This window comes from Streptomyces sp. TRD_SC_5 (assembly GCF_056836825.1).
Genome location: NZ_JBWZZS010000001.1, coordinates 440,281 through 461,357, shown reverse-complemented (window position 1 = coordinate 461,357; position 21,077 = coordinate 440,281). Strand labels below are relative to the sequence as shown.

19 protein-coding genes are annotated in these 21,077 nt (G+C 73.1%); 15 read left to right on the top strand and 4 right to left on the bottom strand.

From position 1 onward, the window contains the following. Positions 1 to 27: 27 nt before the first annotated feature. Both pgm and AC1P0E_RS02165 read left to right on the top strand, forming a co-directional pair. Positions 28 to 1,668: a phosphoglucomutase (alpha-D-glucose-1,6-bisphosphate-dependent) gene (gene pgm / locus AC1P0E_RS02170; RefSeq protein WP_482740437.1), complete on the top strand. Its 1,641-nt coding sequence runs from the start codon at positions 28 to 30 to the stop codon at positions 1,666 to 1,668. Between the two features lie 78 nt (positions 1,669 to 1,746). Beyond that, positions 1,747 to 3,969: an NADP-dependent isocitrate dehydrogenase gene (locus AC1P0E_RS02165; RefSeq protein ID WP_482740436.1), complete on the top strand. Its 2,223-nt coding sequence runs from the start codon at positions 1,747 to 1,749 to the stop codon at positions 3,967 to 3,969. A gap of 96 nt (positions 3,970 to 4,065) precedes the next feature. Here AC1P0E_RS02165 and AC1P0E_RS02160 read toward each other — a convergent pair whose 3' ends face one another. Beyond that, on the bottom strand, positions 4,066 to 5,046 hold the full coding sequence (locus tag AC1P0E_RS02160) for a TIGR03557 family F420-dependent LLM class oxidoreductase (RefSeq protein WP_482740435.1): 981 nt from the start codon (positions 5,044 to 5,046) through the stop codon (positions 4,066 to 4,068). A 278-nt stretch (positions 5,047 to 5,324) separates the two neighbouring features. On the opposite strand from AC1P0E_RS02160, the gene AC1P0E_RS02155 reads away from it, so the two are divergent. Further along, the gene (locus tag AC1P0E_RS02155) at positions 5,325 to 5,741 is read left to right on the top strand and encodes a CBS domain-containing protein (RefSeq protein ID WP_482740434.1); all 417 of its coding nucleotides are present in this window, start codon (positions 5,325 to 5,327) and stop codon (positions 5,739 to 5,741) included. A 102-nt stretch (positions 5,742 to 5,843) separates the two neighbouring features. Here AC1P0E_RS02155 and AC1P0E_RS02150 read toward each other — a convergent pair whose 3' ends face one another. Beyond that, on the bottom strand, positions 5,844 to 6,407 hold the full coding sequence (locus AC1P0E_RS02150; protein WP_482740433.1) for a hemerythrin domain-containing protein: 564 nt from the start codon (positions 6,405 to 6,407) through the stop codon (positions 5,844 to 5,846). A 128-nt stretch (positions 6,408 to 6,535) separates the two neighbouring features. Between AC1P0E_RS02150 and AC1P0E_RS02145 the strand changes: the two genes are divergently transcribed. Then, positions 6,536 to 7,066: a hypothetical protein gene (locus AC1P0E_RS02145; RefSeq protein WP_482740432.1), complete on the top strand. Its 531-nt coding sequence runs from the start codon at positions 6,536 to 6,538 to the stop codon at positions 7,064 to 7,066. Positions 7,067 to 7,118: 52 nt separating this feature from the next. Here the strand turns inward: AC1P0E_RS02145 and AC1P0E_RS02140 are convergent, their stop codons facing one another. Beyond that, on the bottom strand, positions 7,119 to 7,304 hold the full coding sequence (locus AC1P0E_RS02140; protein ID WP_482740431.1) for a DUF2795 domain-containing protein: 186 nt from the start codon (positions 7,302 to 7,304) through the stop codon (positions 7,119 to 7,121). 196 nt (positions 7,305 to 7,500) lie between these two features. On the opposite strand from AC1P0E_RS02140, the gene AC1P0E_RS02135 reads away from it, so the two are divergent. From AC1P0E_RS02135 to AC1P0E_RS02085, 11 genes are all read left to right on the top strand, one after another. Beyond that, entirely contained in the window at positions 7,501 to 8,463 is a 963-nt protein-coding gene (locus AC1P0E_RS02135; RefSeq protein WP_482740430.1) for an NAD-dependent epimerase/dehydratase family protein, read from the top strand. Between the two features lie 79 nt (positions 8,464 to 8,542). Beyond that, on the top strand, positions 8,543 to 10,216 hold the full coding sequence (locus AC1P0E_RS02130; protein WP_482740429.1) for a carbamoyltransferase family protein: 1,674 nt from the start codon (positions 8,543 to 8,545) through the stop codon (positions 10,214 to 10,216). Continuing rightward, on the top strand, positions 10,213 to 11,292 hold the full coding sequence (locus tag AC1P0E_RS02125; RefSeq protein WP_482740428.1) for a glycosyltransferase family 2 protein: 1,080 nt from the start codon (positions 10,213 to 10,215) through the stop codon (positions 11,290 to 11,292). Before AC1P0E_RS02130 ends, AC1P0E_RS02125 begins: the two co-directional genes overlap by 4 nt. A 167-nt stretch (positions 11,293 to 11,459) precedes the next feature. Next, on the top strand, positions 11,460 to 12,056 hold the full coding sequence (locus AC1P0E_RS02120; protein WP_482745623.1) for a D-glycero-alpha-D-manno-heptose-1,7-bisphosphate 7-phosphatase: 597 nt from the start codon (positions 11,460 to 11,462) through the stop codon (positions 12,054 to 12,056). Next, the gene (locus tag AC1P0E_RS02115) at positions 12,053 to 13,135 is read left to right on the top strand and encodes a glycosyltransferase family 9 protein (RefSeq protein WP_482740427.1); all 1,083 of its coding nucleotides are present in this window, start codon (positions 12,053 to 12,055) and stop codon (positions 13,133 to 13,135) included. The genes AC1P0E_RS02120 and AC1P0E_RS02115 overlap by 4 nt, the downstream gene beginning before the upstream one ends. Next, positions 13,132 to 14,097 (top strand): glycosyltransferase, encoded by a 966-nt coding sequence (locus tag AC1P0E_RS02110; protein WP_482740426.1) that lies wholly within the window; start codon positions 13,132 to 13,134, stop codon positions 14,095 to 14,097. The genes AC1P0E_RS02115 and AC1P0E_RS02110 overlap by 4 nt, the downstream gene beginning before the upstream one ends. Then, positions 14,094 to 15,362, top strand: coding sequence for a glycosyltransferase (locus tag AC1P0E_RS02105; protein WP_482740425.1), 1,269 nt, complete (start codon positions 14,094 to 14,096; stop codon positions 15,360 to 15,362). The genes AC1P0E_RS02110 and AC1P0E_RS02105 overlap by 4 nt, the downstream gene beginning before the upstream one ends. Before the next feature lie 108 nt (positions 15,363 to 15,470). Beyond that, positions 15,471 to 16,109: a D-sedoheptulose-7-phosphate isomerase gene (locus tag AC1P0E_RS02100; protein ID WP_482740424.1), complete on the top strand. Its 639-nt coding sequence runs from the start codon at positions 15,471 to 15,473 to the stop codon at positions 16,107 to 16,109. Beyond that, complete coding sequence (gene rfaE2 / locus AC1P0E_RS02095) at positions 16,106 to 17,509, top strand: D-glycero-beta-D-manno-heptose 1-phosphate adenylyltransferase (RefSeq protein ID WP_482740423.1); 1,404 nt, start codon at positions 16,106 to 16,108, stop codon at positions 17,507 to 17,509. The genes AC1P0E_RS02100 and rfaE2 overlap by 4 nt, the downstream gene beginning before the upstream one ends. A 60-nt stretch (positions 17,510 to 17,569) precedes the next feature. Continuing rightward, positions 17,570 to 18,640, top strand: coding sequence for a glycosyltransferase family 9 protein (locus AC1P0E_RS02090; RefSeq protein ID WP_482740422.1), 1,071 nt, complete (start codon positions 17,570 to 17,572; stop codon positions 18,638 to 18,640). A gap of 38 nt (positions 18,641 to 18,678) precedes the next feature. Continuing rightward, positions 18,679 to 19,572, top strand: a complete 894-nt coding sequence (locus AC1P0E_RS02085; RefSeq protein WP_482745622.1) for a glycosyltransferase family 2 protein — start codon at positions 18,679 to 18,681, stop codon at positions 19,570 to 19,572. Between the two features lie 19 nt (positions 19,573 to 19,591). Here AC1P0E_RS02085 and AC1P0E_RS02080 read toward each other — a convergent pair whose 3' ends face one another. After that, a complete protein-coding gene (locus AC1P0E_RS02080; protein WP_482745621.1) occupies positions 19,592 to 20,860 on the bottom strand; it encodes an MFS transporter in 1,269 nt (422 codons plus the stop codon). Positions 20,861 to 21,077: the final 217 nt, after the last annotated feature.

Below are 21,077 nucleotides of genomic sequence, written 5' to 3'. Positions count from 1 at the left end.
GCACCAACGATCTGGAGGAGTGGGCACATGGCGCACGAGCGAGCGGGACAGCCGGCCGGACCGGACGATCTGACCGATGTGGCCCGGCTGGTGACGGCGTACTACGCGCTGCACCCCGACCCGCGGGAGCCGGGCCAGCGGGTCGCGTTCGGAACGTCCGGCCACCGGGGATCATCGCTGGCCACCGCCTTCAACGAGGACCACATCGCCGCGACCAGTCAGGCGATCTGCGAATACCGCAGCGGGCAGGGCATCGACGGGCCGCTCTTCCTCGGCGCCGACACCCACGCGCTGTCCGAGCCGGCCCGCGTCACGGCCGTCGAGGTCTTCGCCGCCAACGACGTGACCGTGCTCATCGACACGGCCGACGGCTACACCCCCACCCCGGCGGTGTCGCACGCCATCCTCGTCCACAACCGCGGCCGGACCTCGGGCCTCGCCGACGGGGTGGTCGTCACCCCGTCCCACAACCCGCCCGCCGACGGCGGCTTCAAGTACAACCCGCCCAGCGGCGGCCCCGCCGGTTCGCAGGCGACCGGCTGGATCCAGGACCGCGCCAACGCGATCATCGCGGACGGCCTGAAGGACGTACGACGCCTGAACCACACCCGCGCTCTCGCCGCGCCCACCACCGGGCGCTACGACTTCCTGGACCGTTACGTCGCCGACCTGCCGTCCGTCCTCGACCTGGACGCGGTACGCGCGGCAGGCGTGCGCATCGGCGCCGATCCGCTGGGCGGGGCGTCGGTCGCGTACTGGGGCCGCATCGCCGAGCAGCACCGGCTCGACCTGACCGTGGTCAACCCGCTGACCGACCCGACCTGGCGCTTCATGACGCTGGACTGGGACGGGAAGATCCGGATGGACTGCTCGTCGCCGTACGCGATGGCCTCGCTGATCGAGGGGCGCAGCCGCTTCCAGATCGCCACGGGCAACGACGCCGACGCCGACCGGCACGGCATCGTCACCCCGGACGCCGGCCTGATGAACCCCAACCACTACCTCGCCACCGCCATCTCCTACCTCTACGCCCACCGCGAGCAGTGGCCCGTGGACGCCGGCGTGGGCAAGACGCTCGTGTCGTCCGGGATGATCGACCGGGTCGCGGCCGACCTCGGCCGCAAGCTCGTCGAAGTGCCCGTGGGCTTCAAGTGGTTCGTGGAAGGGCTGGCCGACGGTTCGCTCGGCTTCGGCGGGGAGGAGTCGGCCGGCGCCTCGTTCCTGCGCCGCGACGGCTCGGTGTGGACCACCGACAAGGACGGCATCATCCTGGCGCTGCTCGCCTCCGAGATCCTCGCGGTGACGGAAAAGTCGCCCTCCGAGCACTACGCGGCGCTCACCGCGCGCTTCGGTGAGCCCGCCTACGCCCGCATCGACGCCCCCGCGACACGGGAGGAGAAGGCGGTACTGGCACGCCTCTCGCCCGAGCAGGTCACGGCGGACATCCTCGCCGGGGAGCCGATCACCGCCGTACTGACCGAGGCGCCCGGCAACGGCGCTCCGATCGGCGGCATCAAGGTCACCACCGAGAACGCCTGGTTCGCCGCCCGCCCGTCCGGCACCGAGGACGTCTACAAGGTGTACGCCGAGTCCTTCCTGGGCCCGGACCACCTCGCCCGCGTCCAGGAGGAGGCCAAGGCCGTCGTATCGACGGCTCTGGCGGGCTGACCGGCCGCTGTCGATCGAGGTACGGTCTAGATATATCTTGATGTCAAGCAATGTTGCAGACGTGGAGCGGAGCACCCGGTGACTGACTCGACCATCATCTACACACACACCGACGAGGCCCCGGCCCTGGCGACGTATTCGTTCTTGCCTGTGGTCGAGGCCTACGCCTCGACGGCCGGGGTCACGGTGGAGAGCCGCGACATCTCACTCGCGGGGCGCATCATCGCCGGCTTCCCGGAGCACCTTCAGGAGAACCAGCGCATCGAGGACGCGCTCGCCGAGCTCGGTGAGCTGGCGAAGACGCCCGGCGCGAACATCATCAAGCTTCCCAACATCTCGGCCTCGATTCCGCAGCTGAAGGCCGTGATCGCCGAGCTCCAGGAGCAGGGTTACGCGCTCCCGGACTACCCGGACGACCCGAAGACCGACGCGGACAAGGACGTCCGCGCGCGCTACGACAAGGTCAAGGGCAGCGCCGTCAACCCCGTGCTGCGCGAGGGCAATTCGGACCGCCGCGCCCCCGCTTCGGTCAAGAACTACGCCAAGGCCCACCCGCACCGCATGGGCGCCTGGACGGCCGACTCCAAGACCAACGTCGCCCACATGGACACCGACGACTTCCGCTCCACCGAGAAGTCCGCGGTCATCTCCGAGGCGGGCGCGCTGCGCATCGAGCTCGTGGGTGACGACGGCACGACCACCGTCCTGCGCGAGTCGGTGCCCGTCCTGGAGGGCGAGGTCGTCGACGCGGCCGTCATGCGCGTCGCGGCGCTGCGCGAGTTCTTCACGGCGCAGGTCGCCCGTGCCAAGGCCGAGGGCGTGCTGTTCTCCGTACACCTGAAGGCCACGATGATGAAGGTCTCCGACCCGATCATCTTCGGACACGTGGTGCGCGCCTTCTTCCCGAAGACCTTCGCGAAGTACGGCGAGGCGCTCGTAGCCGCCGGTCTGACGCCCAACGACGGCCTCGGCGGCATCCTCAAGGGCCTGGACTCCGTGCCGCACATCGGCGCCGAGATCAAGGCGTCCTTCGAGGCCGAGCTCGCCGAGGGCCCGGCCCTCGCGATGGTCGACTCCGACAAGGGCATCACCAACCTGCACGTGCCGAGCGACGTCATCGTCGATGCCTCGATGCCGGCCATGATCCGCACCTCCGGCCACATGTGGGGCCCGGACGGCGAGGAGGCCGACACCCTCGCGGTCCTCCCGGACAGCAGCTACGCCGGTATCTACCAGGTCGTCATCGACGACTGCCGCGCGAACGGCGCGTACGACCCGGCGACCATGGGCTCGGTGCCGAACGTCGGTCTGATGGCGCAGAAGGCCGAGGAGTACGGCAGCCACGACAAGACCTTCGAGATCCCGGCCACCGGCACGGTCCGGGTCGTCGACGCGGCCGGCAACGCCGTGCTCGAGCAGGCCGTCGGCGCGGGCGACATCTTCCGCATGTGCCAGACCAAGGACCTGCCGGTCCAGGACTGGGTCAAGCTGGCCGTCACCCGCGCCCGCGCGACCGGCGTCCCGGCCGTCTTCTGGCTCGACGAGAGCCGCGCGCACGACGCGCAGCTGATCGCCAAGGTCAAGACGTACCTCGCCGAGCACGACACCGACGGCCTGCAGATCGAGATCATGACGCCGGTCGAGGCGACCGCGTTCTCCCTGGAGCGCATCCGCCGCGGCGAGGACACCATCTCGGTCACCGGCAACGTGCTGCGTGACTACCTGACCGACCTGTTCCCGATCCTCGAGCTCGGTACGAGCGCGAAGATGCTGTCGGTCGTGCCGCTCATGAACGGCGGCGGCCTGTTCGAGACCGGCGCCGGCGGCTCCGCGCCCAAGCACGTGCAGCAGCTCGTCAAGGAGAACTACCTGCGCTGGGACAGCCTGGGTGAGTTCCTCGCGCTCGCGGTCAGCTTCGAGCACCTCGCGCAGACGACGGACAACGCGCGCGCCCAGGTGCTCGCCGACACCCTCGACCGCGCGACGGCCACCTTCCTCAACGAGGACAAGTCGCCGAGTCGTCGCCTCGGTGGCATCGACAACCGCGGCAGCCACTTCTACCTTGCCCTGTACTGGGCCCAGGAGCTGGCGAAGCAGACCGAGGACGCGCAGCTCGGCGAGGCGTTCGCCGCTCTCGCCAAGACGCTGGCCGAGCAGGAGCAGACCATCGTCGACGAGCTGATCGCGGTGCAGGGCTCGCCCGCCGACGTCGGCGGGTACTACCGGCCCGACCCGGCCAAGGCCGAGGCCGTGATGCGTCCGTCGAAGACCTTCAACCAGGCCATCTCGACGCTCGGCTGACGCGACAGCACCTGGTGCGTTCCGCCCCGGGTCCCGCTGTACGTTCCGCCCCGGCCCGCGCCCACGCGGGCCGGGGCGGTCCCGTTTCCCGGGGATTCAGGCGCGGGCGTCGCCCGGCTTCAACTGCGGGATACGGCCTGCCAGTTCCCGCTGGTAGAAATCGATGAAGCCGTCGGGGTCGGGCCCCGCGTTCTGCATGACCAGCCGGTCGAATCCCGCGTCGACGAACTGCTGGGCGACCTCGACGTACCGGGCGGGGTCCGGGCCGCAGGCGAACTTCTCCAGGATGTCCTCCTCGCGCACCGTCGCGGTCGCCGCGTCGAAGTTGACCGGGTTCGGCAGCTCGCTCATGACCTTCCACCCGGTCACCGCCCAGCGCGAGGTCTCCAGGACGGCCTTCGCGGCGGTGTGCTCGTCGGGCGCCCAGGCCATCGGGACCTCCGCGTAGTGCGGGCCGCTGCCGCCCGCGTCGCGGTACTGCCGGACGATCTCCGGCTTGTCCTCGGTGGCGAACAGACCGTCGCCCAGCTCGGCGGCGATCCGCGTCGACGCCGGGCCGCTCGCGGCCACCGCGATCAGCGGCAGCTCCTCGGGGAGGTCGAACACCCGGGCGTCCTGGAGCCGCAGGTGCTTGCCGTCGTACGACTGGTAGCCACCGCGCCACAGCAGGCGGATGATCTCCAGGGCCTCCCTCAGCATCTCGTGGCGCGTGCTGACGGCGTCGGGGAAGCCCACGCCGACGACGTGCTCGTTGAGCCGCTCGCCGGACCCGATGCCGAGCACGAAACGGCCGTCGGACAGCAGGGCGAGGGTCGCCGCCGCCTGGGCCACGATTGCCGGGTGATAGCGCACGATCGGGCACGTCACGCCGGTCGCCAGCCCGATCCGTGAGGTCTTCGCCGCGATACTGCCCAGCACGGTCCAGGCGAACGGTGAATGGCCCTGGTTGTCGAGCCAGGGATGGTAGTGGTCGCTGATCTCGACGAAATCGAAGCCCGCCTGCTCCGCCAGTACCGCTTGGCGCACCAGCTCGGCCGGGCCGAACGCCTCGGCGGCAAGCTTGTATCCGATCTGCATGTACTCCTCTTTCCTGGTGTCGCCTCGCGCACCCAACCGTTCGTCCGCGCAGAGGTACCCCTTCCGCCAGGGTCGTGCTTCGCCTTTCACCCGGTCGGCCCCGGCTCGCGGTCCGGGGACCGGGGGGCAGTGGGACCGGGCAATCGGATGACGCCGGTCCGGTGGCGCCGTGGCGCGTTGGCCGCCGTCCGGGGCGGGCGTAGGAAGTGAGAGGGAGCCGGCCCGGGGTGGCGAAGCCCCGGGCGGCTCCCTTCGCCACGAGGACGGGAAGACGACACGTGACAACTGCCAGAGAGATCATGACCCCCGGGACCGAGTGCATCGGAGCGGACGAGACGGTGCTGGTCGCGGCCCGGAAGATGACGGAGCTGGGCGTGGGCGCCCTGCCGATCTGCGGGACCGACAACAAGCTCAAGGGCATGCTGACCGACCGCGACATCGTCGTGAAGGTGCTGGGGGCCGGCAAGGACCCCGCGAAGACCAACGCGGGCGAACTCGCGCAGGGCGAGGCGGTGACGATCGGTGCCGACGACGACGCCGGCGAGATCCTGCGCACGATGACCTCGCACAAGGTACGCCGGCTGCCCGTCATCGACGGCCACGACCTCGTCGGCATGGTGGCCCAGGCCGACGTCGCCCGGGCCCTGCCCGACCCGCAGGTCGGCGACCTTCTGGAAGCCCTCTCCACCGACTGACGTCGACTCCCGCCGAGACGTCCACGCGCACCTGGGCCGGACGCGTGTCCCGCGTCCGGCCCAGGTGCAAGGGCGCTCCGGTGGGAGCGCCGAGTGCGGTCCTCAGGAACTCTTGCCCCGGCCGGACATCGCGTCACGCATCCGGTCCACCATGCCCATACCGGGAGCCAGCAGCTTGTTGGCCGGCGGCTGGTCGGGGGCGGAAGGGTGCGGGCGGGTCGGCGCCGTCTTCTTGGCCTGCCGGACCTTGTCGCCCAGCTCGTTCAGCATCTCGGCGGAGCAGGCCTCTCGCAGCCGGGGGAAGAGGTTGTTCTCCTCGTCCAGGATGTGCGTCCTGATCTCCGTCATCAGCTTGCCCACCAGCATGTCGAACTGGGGGTCGTCCGCCTCGCAGCTCTCCATGTCCTTCATGGTGCGCTCCGCCTCGGCGTGGTCCTCCAGCTCCCTGTCCGCGAGTGCGTCACCCCCGGGGACGTGCTCGCGGACCGCCGGGTAGAGGTACGCCTCCTCCGCGACCGAGTGCCGGACCAGCTCCATGGTGACCTGGTCCGCGTACACCTTCCGCTGCCGGTCGCCTGCCGGAAGTTCCTCGATGTTGGTGAACAGCTCCTCCACTTCCTGATGGTCGGTGGTCAATTCCGCGATGACGTCTCCGCCGTGTCCCATGGGTGTCGCTCCTTTGTGTGTCGATGTGGCCCAGGCCACTGTGCGTTCGTGACCCGCACCACTTCCCGGCGGAAAGCCGCCGGGTAGCGTTCCGGACTTCTCTCCCGATGAATTCGGACGGCCAGGACATGCCCGCAGATCTCTCTCCGCTCATAGCGGCGACCGCTCAGTGGCTGACCCGCGCCTACCCGTCGGGCGGCGGCGCGATGGACCGGTCCCTCTGCGAGGCGCAGGCGCGGCAGGCGGTGACGGTCGCGGCCCTGCTGCGCTATCCGACGCCCATGGACGCCGCGCTGGTCTCGGTGGCGGGGCCCGGAGGCTCTGCCCGGCTCGACTGGGTCACCGGCGCCGACGGCACGGCCGCCGACGACGACCCGGACGCGTACGCGTGGCGTACGTGGGTCGACGAGGTCGTGGCGAGCTGGGCGGCCTGCCTGCTCGCCGCCCCCGGGCTGGCCGGAGCCGCGGTGACCGCGCTCGCCGAGTCCCGTGATGCGGACGATTCGCCGGTCGAGTTCCGGCGCCTGGTCAGGCCCGGCGCGCGCGACCGGCGGGCCGCCGCGCTGCTGCGGCACCCCGATCTCCTCGCGCCCATAGCCGAGCTGCACCACGACCGCCTTCTCGACCGACTGAAGCCCGGGCCGGCGCCGAGCGCCTGATCCCGGGCCGACGCGCACCTGCTGAGAAAAGCCGGTCCGGCTTGGGCAGCGGTTACCTGCCGACTTCCTTGTTGATGGCCGCGGGGGAGTCGTACTCCTTTTCCGGCAGAGACTTGAGTGCCTCCTTGATGTCCGGGCCGGCGCCGTTGCTCTCCGCCTTTTCCATGATCTGCTTCTTGGAGGCGGGGTAACTCACGCCGCCGAGGGACTTCTGCATTTCGATCGGATTCACGTTCATGGGCCGATACATGCCACGGCCCCTGTGGACGGATACCTCCCGCAGGCGCTGTCACCCTCTCGGCCCTCCTGCGAGTCCCGCCCACCGCGCCGCTCACTCTCCGTACGTCACCCGGTTGCCCTACATCACCGCGCCTTGTGCCCCGGCGGGGCCGACTCTGATCGGAGGCTCACCCCTCGGGTCGGAGGAGACCAAAATGAACGCCGCTTTCTCACGCCACTGGGAACACGCCGTCGTCACCGGTGGTGGAGGCTTCGTCGGTTCGCACCTGTGCACCGCGCTCCTGGACGCGGGCACCGCAGTCACCTGTGTGGACGACTTCAGCACCGGTCGGCCCGAGAACATATCCGCGCTCGTCGACCGGCCGGGGTTCACGCTGGTGCGGGCCAACGTCTCGGAGCCGTTCGAGGTCGGACAACAGCCCGACCTCGTACTGCACTTCGCGTCCCCGGCGTCCCCCGCCGACTACCTGCGACTGCCACTGCACACCATGGAGGTCGGCAGCCTCGGTACGCGCAACGCCCTGGCCATCGCCCACCGCGCCGGAGCCCGCTTCCTGCTCGCCTCCACCTCCGAGGTCTACGGCGACCCCCAGCAGCACCCGCAGAACGAGCGGTACTGGGGCAACGTGAACCCGGTCGGGCCGCGCAGCGTGTACGACGAGGCCAAGCGCTTCGGCGAGGCGCTGACCACCGCCGAGGCCGACGCCCAGGGCACCGACACCGGCATCGTGCGGCTCTTCAACACCTACGGCCCCCGCATGCGCGGCTACGACGGCCGCGCCGTACCGACGTTCATCCGCCAGGCGCTCGCCGGCGAGCCGCTCACCGTCACCGGTGACGGGCTCCAGACCCGGTCGCTCTGTTACGTCGACGACACTGTGCGCGGCATTCTCGCCGCGGCGGCCCACGGCATGCGCGGCCCCGTGAACATCGGCAACCCCACCGAGATCACCATGCTCGAACTCGCGCGGCTCGTCATCGAACTCACCGGATCGAGCTCCGAGATCCGGTTCATCGAACGGCCGACGGACGACCCCGCCGTGCGCTGCCCGGACATCACGCTGGCCCGCGACAAGCTCGAATGGGAGCCGCGGGTGCCCGCCGAAGAAGGCCTGCAGCGCACCATCGCCTGGTATCGCGCCCACGTGGACAGCTGATCCGGCCGAATGCCCTCCCGGCCGCGCCTCCCCGCGCGACCCGGCTTCGCCCCGATTCGCCGAAAGGCCTGGGACCCCCATGCGCATCCTCGGAATCAACGCTCTCTTTCACGACCCCGCAGCCGCCCTCGTCATCGACGGCCGGACCGTCGCCGCGGCGGAGGAGGAGCGGTTCTCCCGGCGCAAGCACGGCAAGCGCCCCGTGCCGTTCTCCGCCTGGGAACTGCCGGAGAAGGCCGCCGCCTGGTGCCTGAAGCGCGCCAACCTGCGCCCGCAGGACCTCGACGCGGTGGCGTACTCCTTCGATCCGGAACTCGCCAGGGCCGCCGAGGCGATGGGCCTCGACGACCCCTGGGACCACCTGCGGCTGACGTACGCCCGCCAGGCCCCCGCGTTCCTCAAGGACGCCCTGCCGGGACTGGACCCCGGCATCGTCCGGTTCGTACCGCACCACATGGCACATGCCGCGTCGAGCGCGTTCGCCGCGTCCGACGCCGAGACCTCGTCCGTACTGGTCCTCGACGGGCGCGGGGAACGCGCCTCGCACCTCGCCGCGCGCCGGATCCGGGGCCGGCTCGAGGCGTTCCACGCGCAGGACCTGCCGCACTCGCTCGGTCTGGTCTACGAGGAACTCACCGAGCACCTCGGATTCCTGCGCTCGTCGGACGAGTTCAAGGTCATGGCGCTCGCCTCGCACGGCACCCCGCGCATGCTGCCCGAGCTGCGCCGCCACGTGTACCCCACCGGCGACGGCGGGTTCCACGCCACAGGGGTGCCCTGGCACGAGTTCTGCGCGCCGCGTGGCCCCGACGAGGCATGGACCCAGGACCACGCGGATGTCGCGGCGAGCGCCCAGGCCGTCCTGGAGGAAACACTCCTGGACCTCGTGCGCTGGCTGCACGGCAAGACGCACGACAGCCTCCTCACGCTCGCCGGAGGCGTCGCGCTCAACTGCGTCGCCAACTCCCGGATCGCCCGCGAAGGCCCCTTCTCCCGCGTGTGGGTGCAACCCGCCGCCGGTGACGCGGGGACCGCGCTCGGCAGCGCCCTGCTGCTCGCCGCCGACGGAGGGGACGAGCCGGAGCCCATGGCCGGCGCGGACCTCGGCCGCGACTGGTCGGACGCGGAGCTCGGAGCCTGGCTGAAGACGGCGGCCGTGCCGTTCGACCGGCCGGCGGACATCGCCGCGACCGTGGCCCGGGCGCTGGCCGACAACGCCATCGTGGCCTGGTTCCAGGGACGCTCGGAGTACGGGCCCAGGGCGCTCGGCCACCGCTCGCTGCTGGCCCATCCCGGGCACGCGGGCAATCTGGAACGGCTCAACGACGTCAAGGGCCGCGAACAGTTCCGGCCGGTCGCGCCCATGGTGCTGGCCGACCGGGCACCCGAGATCTTCGACGGCCCGATGCCCAGCCCGTACATGCTCTTCGTCCACGATGTGGCCGAGGCGTGGCGCAACCGCATCCCGGCCGTCGTGCACGTCGACGGGACCGCCCGCATCCAGACCGTGGACCCGGCGCGGGAGCCGCTGGTCGCCCGGATGCTCAGCGAATTCGAGCGGCTCACGGGCCTGCCCGTGGTCGTCAACACCAGCCTCAACACGGCGGGCAGGCCCATGGTGGACGACCCGCGCGACGCGCTGGAGTGCTTCGGCTCGTCGCCCGTGGACCTGCTGGCGATCGGGCCGTACGCGATCCGGCGCGGTGAGTTCTTCCACTCTTCGGACACCTACGACGACGGGGCGGTGCGATGACTCCGTACGGAGAGGAAACAGCGGTGCCCGCTCCCGCCTACGCGGTGGTGATTCCGACGATCGGACGCCGCAGCCTGAACGCGTGCCTGCGGGCGCTGGCCGCCGGCACCGGACCGAAGCCCGCTCAGGTGGTGCTCGTCGACGACCGCCGCGAACCCGGCGGCGTACCCCTTCCGGTCGATGTTCCGGAGGTGCTGCGGCCGCTCACCACCGTGGTGACCGGCCGGGCCCGGGGTCCGGCGGCGGCGCGCAACAGGGGCTGGCGGGAAGCCGGGCCCGTGCCGTGGGCGGTCTTCCTGGACGACGACGTCGTACCGGGCCCGACCTGGGCCGCCGACCTCGCGAGGGACCTGGCGGCGGCGACGTACCGGACGGCGGCGGTCACCGCCCGCATCACGGTGCCGCTCCCCGCCGACCGGCGGCCCACGGACTGGGAACGCAACACCGCCGGGCTGGCCACCGCGCGGTGGATCACGGCCGACATGGCGTACCGCCGGGACGCGCTCGAAGCCGTCGGCGGCTTCGACGAACGCTTCCGCCGGGCCTTCCGTGAGGACGCCGACCTCGCGCTGCGGGTGCTGTCGGCGGGCTGGACGGTGAACGCGGGAACGCGGAGCACGGTCCACCCGGTCCGCCGCGCCGACCGCATGATCTCCGTACGCCTCCAGCGGGGCAACGCGGACGACGTACTGATGAACCGGCGGCACGGCCGGAACTGGTGGACCCGGGCGGACGCGCCACGAGGGCGCCTGCCCCGCCACCTCGTGGTGACGGGCGCCGCGCTGACGGCCATGTCGTGTGCCGTGGCCGGGCGGCGAGGAACGGCAGCGGCGTGCGCCGCCGTGTGGCTGGCCGGCACGGCCGAGTTCGCCCGGGCGCGGATCGAGCCGGGCCCACGGACCCGGGACGAGGTCGCGACCATGGCCCTGACGAGCGTGCTCATCCCGCCCGCCGCCACGTGGCACTGGCTGCGCGGCCGGGTCAAGTACCGCCACGCGACTCCGTTCGGCCCGCACGAGGCCGCGGCCCCGCCGCGCGCACCGCGCGAGCCGGTCCAGGTACGGGTGCGGCCATGACCCGCCCTCCAACGCCCCGGCCGGCGGAGCCCGCGAATGGCCTCTGGCTGTTCGACGTTCCCTCGGGCGGGCACGCGGGCGCTTCGTCGGCCTCGTACGGGCCGGCCGGGTCCGCGGATGCTCGCCGGGACGAGTCTCCGGACGCCCGGCAGGGATGGTCGGCGCCGTTGAAGGGCGCGCGTGAGGGGCTTGTGGAGGCGGTGCTCTTCGACCGGGACGGGACGCTTGTGGCCGATGTGCCGTACAACGGGGACCCGGCGCTGGTGGAGCTCATGCCGTCGGCGCGGGAAGCCGTTGCCGCAGTGCGCTCGCTCGGGATTCCGGTGGGCGTGGTGAGCAACCAGTCGGGCGTCGCCCGTGGCTTGTTGAGCCGCCGTCAGGTCGAATCCGTGCAACTGCGAGTTGAGGCGCTCCTCGGGCCGTTCGCGGTCTGGGCGGTCTGTCCGCACGGGCCGGAGGACGGCTGCGGCTGCCGCAAGCCCGCGCCGGGTCTGGTACTCGCCGCCTGCGAACGGCTCGGCGTGTCACCCGCGCGCACCGTCGTGATCGGGGACATCGGCTCCGATGTGGCGGCCGCCCGCGCCGCGGGCGCGCGCGGTGTGCTGGTGCCGACCCCTGTCACCCGCCCCGAGGAGACCGAGGCGGCCCACGAGACGGCCGTCGACCTGCTCGAGGCGGTGCGGCTGGTGCTGTCTCCCGGCGCCGCGTCTGTCCTGAACCGCTCCGGCGCCGCCGCCGGTCCAAAGGCGGGGGACCCGCGATGACCGATCCCCGGACCCTCGTCGTGCGCCTGGACAGCGCGGGCGACGTACTCCTCGCCGGTCCCGCCGTACGGGCCGTCGCGGCCGGCTCCTCGCACACCGCCCTGCTGTGCGGGCCGCTCGGCGTTCAGGCGGCGCGGCTGCTCCCCGGCGTGGACGAGGTGCTGGTGTACGACGCCCCCTGGGTCGGGATCGAACCCGCGCCGGTGACGGGCGAGGCCACCCGGGAGCTGCTGGACGCACTCTCCGCCCGCCGCTTCGACCGCGCCCTGGTGCTCGTCTCATACCACCAGAGCCCCCTCCCCGCCGCCCTGCTGCTGAAACTCGCGGGCGTGCGATGGACGGCCGCCGACAGTGAGGACTACCCCGGCGCCCTCCTCGACCTGCGGCACCACCGGCTGCCCCACCGCCATGAGGCCGAGGCGGCCCTGGATCTGGCGCGGGACGCCGGGTTCCCGCTGCCGCCCGGTGACGACGGCGCGCTGCGCATCATCCCCCCGCCCGACACCGCCGACCTGACCGGCCCCGGCCCGTACGTCGTCCTGCATCCCGGCGCCGCCGTCCCGGCCCGCGCCTGGAGCGCCGCACGCGCCGCGCGGGCCGCCGCCGCGCTCTGCGCCGAGGGCCACCGTGTCGTGGTGACCGGTGGCCGGGCGGAGAAGGACCTGACCGCCGAAGTCGCCGGAAAGCACGCCCTCGACCTCGGCGGCGCCACCGACCTGCACCAGTTGGCGGGTGTCCTTGCCGCAGCGCGCGTCGCGGTGGTCGGCAACACCGGCCCCGCGCACCTCGCCGCAGCCGTGGGGACCCCCGTCGCCTCCCTGTTCGCGCCGGTCGTGCCGGCCGAGCGCTGGGGCCCGTACGGCGTACCCCACGTGCTGCTCGGTGACCAGGGCGCGCCGTGTGCCGGGACCAGGGCCCGGCGCTGCCCGGCTCCGGGGCACCCCTGCCTCGACGGGGTCGGCGACGCGGAGGTGCTCGCCGCCGTGGCCGCACTCGGCGGCCGTACGCGGCCCGAAGCGGGCTGCCCGGCGGTGCCGGGCGGCGTATCCGAAAAGGAACGAGGAGGAGCGACCGCATGAACATCCTGCTGTGGCACGTACACGGTTCCTGGACCACGGCGTTCGTCCAGGGACCTCACACCTATCTCGTTCCCGTCACGCCCGGCCGCGATCCCGACGGGCTCGGCCGGGCCAGGACCTACACCTGGCCCGACTCGGTACGGGAGCTGACGCCCGAGGAGCTGCGCGAAGCGCAGGTCGACCTCGTCGTCCTCCAGCGGCCGCACGAACTCGAACTCGCCGAACGCTGGCTGGGCGGACGCCGCCCCGGCCGGGACGTACCCGCCGTGTATCTGGAGCACAACACGCCGGACGGCGACGTACCGGACACCAGGCACCCCTTCGCGGACCGCGACGACCTGACGCTCGTCCATGTCACGCACTTCAACCGGCTGTTCTGGGACAACGGCTCCACGCGCACCGAGGTCGTCGAGCACGGCATCGTCGACCCGGGGCACCAGTACACCGGCTGGCTCCCGCGCGCCGCCGTCGTGGTCAACGACCCGGTCCGGCGCGGCCGTTACACCGGTACGGACCTGCTGGCCGCGCTGTCCGAATCGACGCCGCTGGACGTCTTCGGCATGCGCACCGAGGGCCTGGCCGCGCATCTGGGCATATCCGACGACCGGCTGCACGCCACCGATCTTCCCCAGCGCGAACTGCACGCCGCCCTGGCGGAACGACGTCTGTATCTGCATCCGGTGCGCTGGACGTCGCTCGGGCTGTCCCTGCTGGAAGCCATGCATCTGGGCATGCCCGTCGTGGCGCTCGCCACCACCGAAGCGGTCGAGGCGATCCCGCCCGGCACCGGAACGCTGTCCACCCGGCCCGAAGTACTCGCGCGCGCCGCCCGGCACTACCTGGAGGAACCGGAAGCCGCGGCCGAGGACGGCGCGCGCGGCCGCCAGGCGGCACTCGAACGGTACGGGCTCAAACGCTTCCTGAACGACTGGGAGCGCGTGATGACGGAGGTGCGCTCATGACATCCCTCGGCCCCATCAGCATCGGCACCGGCATCGGCAGCACCGCCGCCCTGTCGATAGCGCTCGTCTCCGAGCACGCGAGCCCCCTCGCCGCCCTGGGCGGAGTGGACGCGGGCGGCCAGAACGTCCATGTCGCGCGCCTTGCGGGCGCACTCGCCGACCGAGGTCACAGCGTCACCGTCTACACCCGGCGGGATTCACGCGACCTGCCGGACCGGGTGCCACTGCGAGTGGGCGTCGAGGTGCACCATGTGCCCGCGGGACCGCCGGAGCAGATCCCCAAGGACGAACTCCTGCCCCACATGCTGGCGTTCGGCCGCTACCTGGCGAGGGAGTGGCAGGTACTGCCCCCCGACCTCATCCACTCGCACTTCTGGATGTCGGGGCTCGCCGCGCTCCACGCCACGCGCGAACTGCGGCTGCCGCTCCTGCACACGTACCACGCGCTCGGAACGGTGAAGCGACGCCATCAGAGGCGTGCCGACACCAGCCCGCCCGCGCGGATCGCCTGCGAACGGGAGGTGGGCCTGGGCTGCGACCGGGTCGTCGCCACCTGCCGCGACGAGGTCGCCGAACTGGGCCGGATGGGCGTACCCGCCGGCAAGGTCAGCGTCGTGCCGTGCGGCGTCGACACCGGTGAGTTCACACCGTACGGTCCGGTCGCCGACCGGGACGGTACGTACCGCCACCGGCTGATCCAGCTCGGCCGCCTGGTCCCGCGCAAGGGCGCCGCCATCTCCATCGGCGCGCTCGCCCGGCTGCCCGACACGGAACTCCTGGTGGTGGGCGGGCCGGCGGCGGACCGGCTCGACGACGACCCCGAGGTGCGCCGGCTGCGCGACCTCGCCCGCGACGCCGGGGTCGCGGACCGGGTGCGGTTCACGGGCGGCGTGGCCGGCGAGGAGGTGGCGCCGCTGCTGCGGACCGCCGATGTGGTGCTGTGCCCGGGCGACTACGAGCCGTTCGGCATCGCGCCGCTGGAGGCCATGGCCTGCGGCAAGCCGGTCGTCGCCAGCGGGGTGGGCGGGCAGCTCGACACCGTCGCCGACCCGGCCACCGGACGGCTGGTGCCGCCCGGCGATCCCGAGGCCCTCGCCCGCGCCGTCGGCGAACTGCTCGCCGACCCCGCCGTCCGGGAGGCGTGCGGGGAGGCCGGCCGCCGCCGGGTGCTGAGCCGTTACGGCTGGCCGAGAGTCGCCGCGGCCACCGAGTCCGTGTACTGCGAGGTGCTCACCCCGCAGCCCGCCGTCACGGGGGCGATCTGAACCCCGGTCCGACCGGCCGCAGTGTTCCCGACCGACCGCGCAGCACCGATGTCCGAAGGAGGTGCGGGTCCGGCCGTCGTCCCCCCGGACGCGGTACGCCCGGCCAGCATGAACGAATCCCTTGTACTCGACGCCGCGCACCGGCACTGCCAGTCACTGCAGGACGCGCTCACCGGCTTCCGGCGCCGGAGCCTTCCTCAACTCGCCGCCTGGGGCGCCGAACTCGCCGCCGTACTCCCCGTCGGCGGCCGGCTGATGGCAGCGGGCAACGGCGGCAGCGCCGCCCAGGCCCAGCACCTGACCGCCGAGCTGGTGGGACGCTACCGGCAGGAACGCCCCGCCTACTCGGCCATCGCCCTGCACGCGGAGACCTCCAGCGTGACGGCCATCGCCAACGACTACGGGTTCGACCAGGTGTACGCCCGCCAGGTGTCCGCGCACGGCCGCCCCGGCGACATCCTGGTCCTCCTGTCGACCTCAGGCCGCAGCGCCAACCTGATCGCGGCGGCCGTGACGGGCCGCGCGGCGGGACTGCGCGTATGGGCGCTGACAGGACCCGGCCCCAACCCGCTGGCCGAGGCGGCCGACGAGGCCCTGTGCGTCGACGCCGACACCACGGCGACCGTGCAGGAGGCCCACCTCGTCGCCGTACACCTGCTGTGCGAATGCTTCGACGCGGCGGGCGGGGCGCCCGCTCCGGACCGGACCACCGCCAGGCCTGTCGCGGCCGATCGGAGGCTGTCATGACCGCCCGCAAGCCCCTGGTCGTCGTCGGCGACGTACTGCTCGACGAGGACATCGAAGGCGTCTCCACCCGGCTGTCCCCGGACGCACCCGCCCCCGTGGTCGACGTCACCGGCGACCAGAGCCACCCGGGCGGGGCAGGACTGGCCGCCGCGCTGGCCGCCCGGGGCGGCCGCGAAGTGATCCTGGTGACCGCGCTCGGCGACGACCCGGCGAGCGAAGCCGTACGCCGCGCCCTGCGCGGCCGGGTCCAGCTGGTGGAGATCCCGCTGGACGGCACCCTGCCGGTGAAGACGCGGGTACTGGCCGGAGGCCGGCCACTCGTGCGCATCGACCGCGGCGGCGGGACGCCCGGCGAGCCGGACGACGCGGTGCGCGAGGCACTGGCGCAGGCCCACGCCGTACTCGTCGCCGACTACGGGCGCCACACGGCGAGTGCCGTTCGACCGCACCTGGAGGCCGTGGCCCGCCGCACGCCGCTGGTGTGGGACCCCCACCTGAGCGGCGACGACCCGGTGCCGGGGGCGCGGATCGTCACCCCGAACGGCGCGGAGGCCTGCGCGCTGAGCCCCGCCGACGGCCAGTCCCTGCGGGCCTACGCCCGGCGCGGAGGCGACCTGGCGGAGCGCTGGCGGGCGGCGGCCGTCGCCGTGACGCTCGGGGAGCGCGGCGTGCTGCTCACCCGCCCCGGCGCGGGTACGCCGATGCTCGTCCCGGCGCCGTACCGCGCCCAGGGCGACCCGTGCGGGGCGGGCGACTGCTTCGCCGCCGCGACGGCCGCGGCGCTGGCGGACGGGCTGCTTCCGGAGGAGGCAGTGCAGCGGGCCGTCGCCGAAGCCGCCGCCTTCGTGGCGGCGGGCGGCGCGGGCAACCCGGCGCTGTGGCGCACGGAGCCTGCCTCCGGCCCCGAGGAAGAGGCCCCGGAGACGGACCCGTTCGCTCTCGCGGAGCGGGTCCGGGCGCGCGGCGGCACGGTGGTCGCGACCGGCGGCTGCTTCGACCTGCTGCACGCCGGTCATGTCGGGCTGCTGGAGAGTGCCCGGCGTATCGGTGACTGCCTCATCGTGTGCGTCAACTCCGACGCGTCGCTCACGCGCCGCAAGGGGCCGGGGCGCCCGCTCAATCCGGTGGCGGACCGGCTGCGGGTCCTCGCCGCGCTCGGCAGCGTGGACGCCGTCGCGGTCTTCGAGGAGGACACCCCGGCCGCGCTGCTGAGCCGGCTGCGGCCCGACGTCTGGGTGAAGGGCGGCGACTACTCCGTCGAAGACCTTCCCGAGGCCGAGGTGCTGCGCACGTGGGGCGGACAGGCGGTCGTACTCCCCTATCTGGTCGGCCGCTCCACCACGCTGCTGGCCCACCGGGCGGCGCAGGCGGCCGTACGGGTGCGGCCGGCCTCGCCCTGACCCGGGCCTGCCGGCCACGTACGGACCCGAACGACGCCAATGAGGAGAGGCAGCCACGACATGAGTGCCGAGAAGCGGACACAGCCGCTGACGAGCGGCGGCGAGGCTCCGGGGAGGGCCCGGCCGCGCGTGCTGGTACTGCGGGCGCTCGGGCTCGGCGATCTGCTGACCGCCGTGCCCGCCCTGCGCGCGCTGCGGCGCGGTCTGCCCGGGCACGAGGTGGTGCTGGCGGCGCCCGAGCGGCTGACCGCCGCCGCGGCCGCGACGGGCCTGGTGGACCGGCTGCTGCCCGCCTCGGCCCCCGGGCGGGGCGTGCCCGCCGAGCTGGCCTGGGACGGCCGCGAGCCCGACATCGCCGTGGACCTGCACGGCAACGGGCCGCCGAGCCATCTGCTGCTCCAGCGGCTGCGGCCGGGGCGGCTCTTCGCGTACGCGCACCCGGAAACACCCGGTGTCCACGGCCCGTGCTGGCGCCCCGACGAGCACGAACGGGACCGCTGGTGCCGGCTGCTCGACTGGTACGGCATCGCGGCGGACCCCGAGGAACTGTGGCTGCCGCCGCCCGACGTCCCCTCCCCGGCCCCGGGCGCGGTCGTGGTGCACCCCGGCGCCGACGCGGCGGCCCGCCGCTGGCCGAGGGAGCGGTTCGCGGCCGTGGTGGGGGCGCTGCACCGCTCGGGGCACGAGGTCGTGGTGACCGCCGGCGCGGGGGAGGGCCCGCTGGCCCGGCATGTGGCGGCGGAGGCCGGGCTGGCGCCGGACGCGGTGCTGGGCGGTGCGGGTGATGTGCCGTTCGACGAGCTCGCCGCGCTCGTCGCCCGGGCCCGCTGCGTGCTGGCCGGCGACACCGGGCTCGCCCACCTCGCGACGGCGCTCGGCACACCGTCGGTCGTCCTGTTCGGCCCGGTCTCCCCGCGCCTGTGGGGACCGCCGCCCCGCGCCCGGCACCGGGTGCTGTGGCATCCCGGCGGCGACGACTCACCGCGTCCCGGGGACGCCCACGGTCCGCTGCCGGACGAGCGGCTGCTGCGGATCACCGTCGACGAGGTCGTCGAGGCGGTACGCGAACTGCCGGAACCGGACCACGGTACGGAGGCGGACCGGCCGCTGGTTCCGGAGGGCTCGCGGTGAGCGGGCGGCCGACCGGCCGCACGCGGGCCGCCGCCGTGGTGAGCGAGCAGCCGGCGGACGGGCCGCGCACCGGAATCGTGGTGATCACCAGGAACCGGCGTACGAGCCTGCTGCGCACCCTGGACCGCCTGGCCGGGCTCCCGGAGCGGCCACCGGTCGCGGTCGTCGACAACGGTTCCACGGACGGCACCGCGGACGCGGTGCGCGCACGGTTCCCCGCGGTACGACTGCTCACACCGGGCCGTAACCTGGCCGCTGCCGGGCGTACGTACGGCGCCGCCGCACTCCGCACGCCGTACATCGCCTTCAGCGACGACGACTCGTGGTGGGAACCGGGAGCCCTCGACCGGGCGGCCGACGTGCTCGACGCGTACCCCCGCCTGGGGCTGGTGTCCGCCACCACACTCGTCGGTCCGGACGCGGACCCCGATCCGCTCAACGAGGAGCTGCGCGACTCGCCGTTGGGCCAGGAACCGGACCTGCCAGGCCGTTCCGTACTCGGATTCCTCGCGTGCGCGGCCGTGGTGCGACGGGCTGCCTTCCTGGAAGTGGGCGGATTCCATCCGCTGCTGGGTGTCGGCGGTGAGGAGCAGCTGCTCGCCATCGACCTCGACACTCACGGCTGGGGGCTGGCGTACTGTCCCGGCGTCGTCGCCCGGCACGACCCGGACGGGGACACCCGCCCCGGCCGGGTGGCCCGGATGCGCCGCAACGAACTGCTCACCGCATGGCTGCGGCGGCCACTGCGGCAGGCCCTCGCGCAGTCGGCGAGGCTGGCCATGGACAGCCGTGACGATCCGCAGGCGCGGCTCGCGCTGGCCGACACCGCCCGGCGGCTGCCCGCGGCGCTGTCCCGGCGGCGCCGGGTGCCGTCGCGGGTGGAGCGTCGTATCCGGCTGCTGGAGACATCGTCCTGGGGCGATGACGGGTGACGGCCGACCGCGCCGGGAATCAGGCGGCCGTGCTCAGGGCCGGCCGGCCGGTCACCACCGGCTGCTCCGTCCGCAGGACCACGGTCGCCGCCGTCCGGCGGCGCAGCACATAGGCGGCCCCGATCGCGCCGGCGATGATCAGGCCACCGGACACCAGGGCGCCGCGCGCCCCGGCCAGCTCCATCAGGAGGCCGAGCGCCGGCGGTCCCGCGAGACCCCACGACGTCTTGATGGTGCCCCAGACACCGAGCACGCGCCCCCGCATGTGGGCGGGCGGGTCGGTCTGCAGAACGGTCGTCCCGGCGGTGTCGGAAATCGACTCGACCACCGCCATGGGCAGGACGAGCACCAGCAGCACGGCGAGCGAAGGCGAGAATCCCGCCACCGCCTGGAGGAGGGCGCCGGCCGCCGCGAGCGTACCCACGAGACGTACGGACGGCTTGCGCAGCCGGGCGCCGAGCACCGCACCGACGATGCCGCCGACGGCGAGGACCGTGGAGACGGTGCCGAACGCCCCGGCGCCACCGGCGAGCGGGCCGGTCACGAGGACGGCCAGGGTGAGTCCGTAATTGCGCCCGAAGACCGCGCTGATCCCTGTGATGCCCGCGAGCGCGACCAGCCGGGGGCGGCGCATGAAGTAGACGACGCCCTGCCGCACGGACATGTCGTCAGCGGTGTCACCCGCGTCGCTCTTGGCCGCAGCCGGTGCCTTCGGGGAGGCCATGGCGCCCTTGACGGCGTTGTGCACCGGACGCAGGAAGGGAATGACCGAGGCGACGAAGAGGAAGGACAGGCCGTTGGCCGCGTACGCGGCGGCGGTGCCGAGGAAGCCGACCGTGATACCGGCCATGGCGGCACCGACGAGGCGGCCCGCGTTGTGGATCAGTGAGCCCACCCCGATGGCGGAGGGGACGTCCTCCGTACGGACGAGATCGTTGCCCAGCAGCGCACAGGCCGGTCCGTCGACGGTGGCGATCAGACCCGTGACGGCTGCCAGCGCCATCAGGACCCCGAGGTTCAGCTGATCCGTAGCGACCAGGACGGCCGTCAGGAACGCGACGCCGCCCAGCAGCCCTTGGCTGACGGCGGCGGTCAGCTTGCGGGGCCACCGGTCGACGGCGGCGCCGCCCGCGATGCTCATGAGCAGACCGGGAGCGGCCTGGACGGACATGGACAGTCCGGTCGCGGCGGCGGAGCCGGTGATCTGGAGCACCAGCAGGTTCTGGACCGTGAGCTGCATCCAGGTACCGGCGTTGGAGACGAAGTTCGCCACCGACCACCAGCGCATGCTGCGGTACTTCAGGGAACGCCACGGCGAGTGGTCGTCCGCCCCGCTCTTGACGGGACGGCCGAAGCGCGTCCGCCGGGTGGGAGCGACGGCGTCGGGGACATGGGCCGACGCAGGGGCAAGGGCAGGGGTGGGCGCGGGGCCCGCAGGCAAAGAAGACACAGTGAGTTACTCGGAAGACGAGCCGGGGCTCAAGTGGCGGAACGGCGGAAGCTCG

Bases quoted from the DNA above. Each gene is read 5' to 3' on its own strand.
- AC1P0E_RS02100 (WP_482740424.1), top strand. From the start codon at position 15,471: ATGAACGAATCCCTTGTACTCGACGCCGCGCACCGGCACTGCCAGTCA.
- pgm (WP_482740437.1), top strand. From the start codon at position 28: ATGGCGCACGAGCGAGCGGGACAGCCGGCCGGACCGGACGATCTGACC.
- AC1P0E_RS02160 (WP_482740435.1), bottom strand. From the start codon at position 5,046: ATGCAGATCGGATACAAGCTTGCCGCCGAGGCGTTCGGCCCGGCCGAG.
- AC1P0E_RS02090 (WP_482740422.1), top strand. From the start codon at position 17,570: ATGAGTGCCGAGAAGCGGACACAGCCGCTGACGAGCGGCGGCGAGGCT.
- AC1P0E_RS02105 (WP_482740425.1), top strand. From the start codon at position 14,094: ATGACATCCCTCGGCCCCATCAGCATCGGCACCGGCATCGGCAGCACC.
- AC1P0E_RS02135 (WP_482740430.1), top strand. From the start codon at position 7,501: ATGAACGCCGCTTTCTCACGCCACTGGGAACACGCCGTCGTCACCGGT.
- AC1P0E_RS02080 (WP_482745621.1), bottom strand. From the start codon at position 20,860: ATGCGCTGGTGGTCGGTGGCGAACTTCGTCTCCAACGCCGGTACCTGG.
- AC1P0E_RS02145 (WP_482740432.1), top strand. From the start codon at position 6,536: ATGCCCGCAGATCTCTCTCCGCTCATAGCGGCGACCGCTCAGTGGCTG.
- AC1P0E_RS02140 (WP_482740431.1), bottom strand. From the start codon at position 7,304: ATGAACGTGAATCCGATCGAAATGCAGAAGTCCCTCGGCGGCGTGAGT.
- AC1P0E_RS02150 (WP_482740433.1), bottom strand. From the start codon at position 6,407: ATGGGACACGGCGGAGACGTCATCGCGGAATTGACCACCGACCATCAG.
- AC1P0E_RS02115 (WP_482740427.1), top strand. From the start codon at position 12,053: ATGACCGATCCCCGGACCCTCGTCGTGCGCCTGGACAGCGCGGGCGAC.
- AC1P0E_RS02130 (WP_482740429.1), top strand. From the start codon at position 8,543: ATGCGCATCCTCGGAATCAACGCTCTCTTTCACGACCCCGCAGCCGCC.
- rfaE2 (WP_482740423.1), top strand. From the start codon at position 16,106: ATGACCGCCCGCAAGCCCCTGGTCGTCGTCGGCGACGTACTGCTCGAC.
- AC1P0E_RS02110 (WP_482740426.1), top strand. From the start codon at position 13,132: ATGAACATCCTGCTGTGGCACGTACACGGTTCCTGGACCACGGCGTTC.
- AC1P0E_RS02125 (WP_482740428.1), top strand. From the start codon at position 10,213: ATGACTCCGTACGGAGAGGAAACAGCGGTGCCCGCTCCCGCCTACGCG.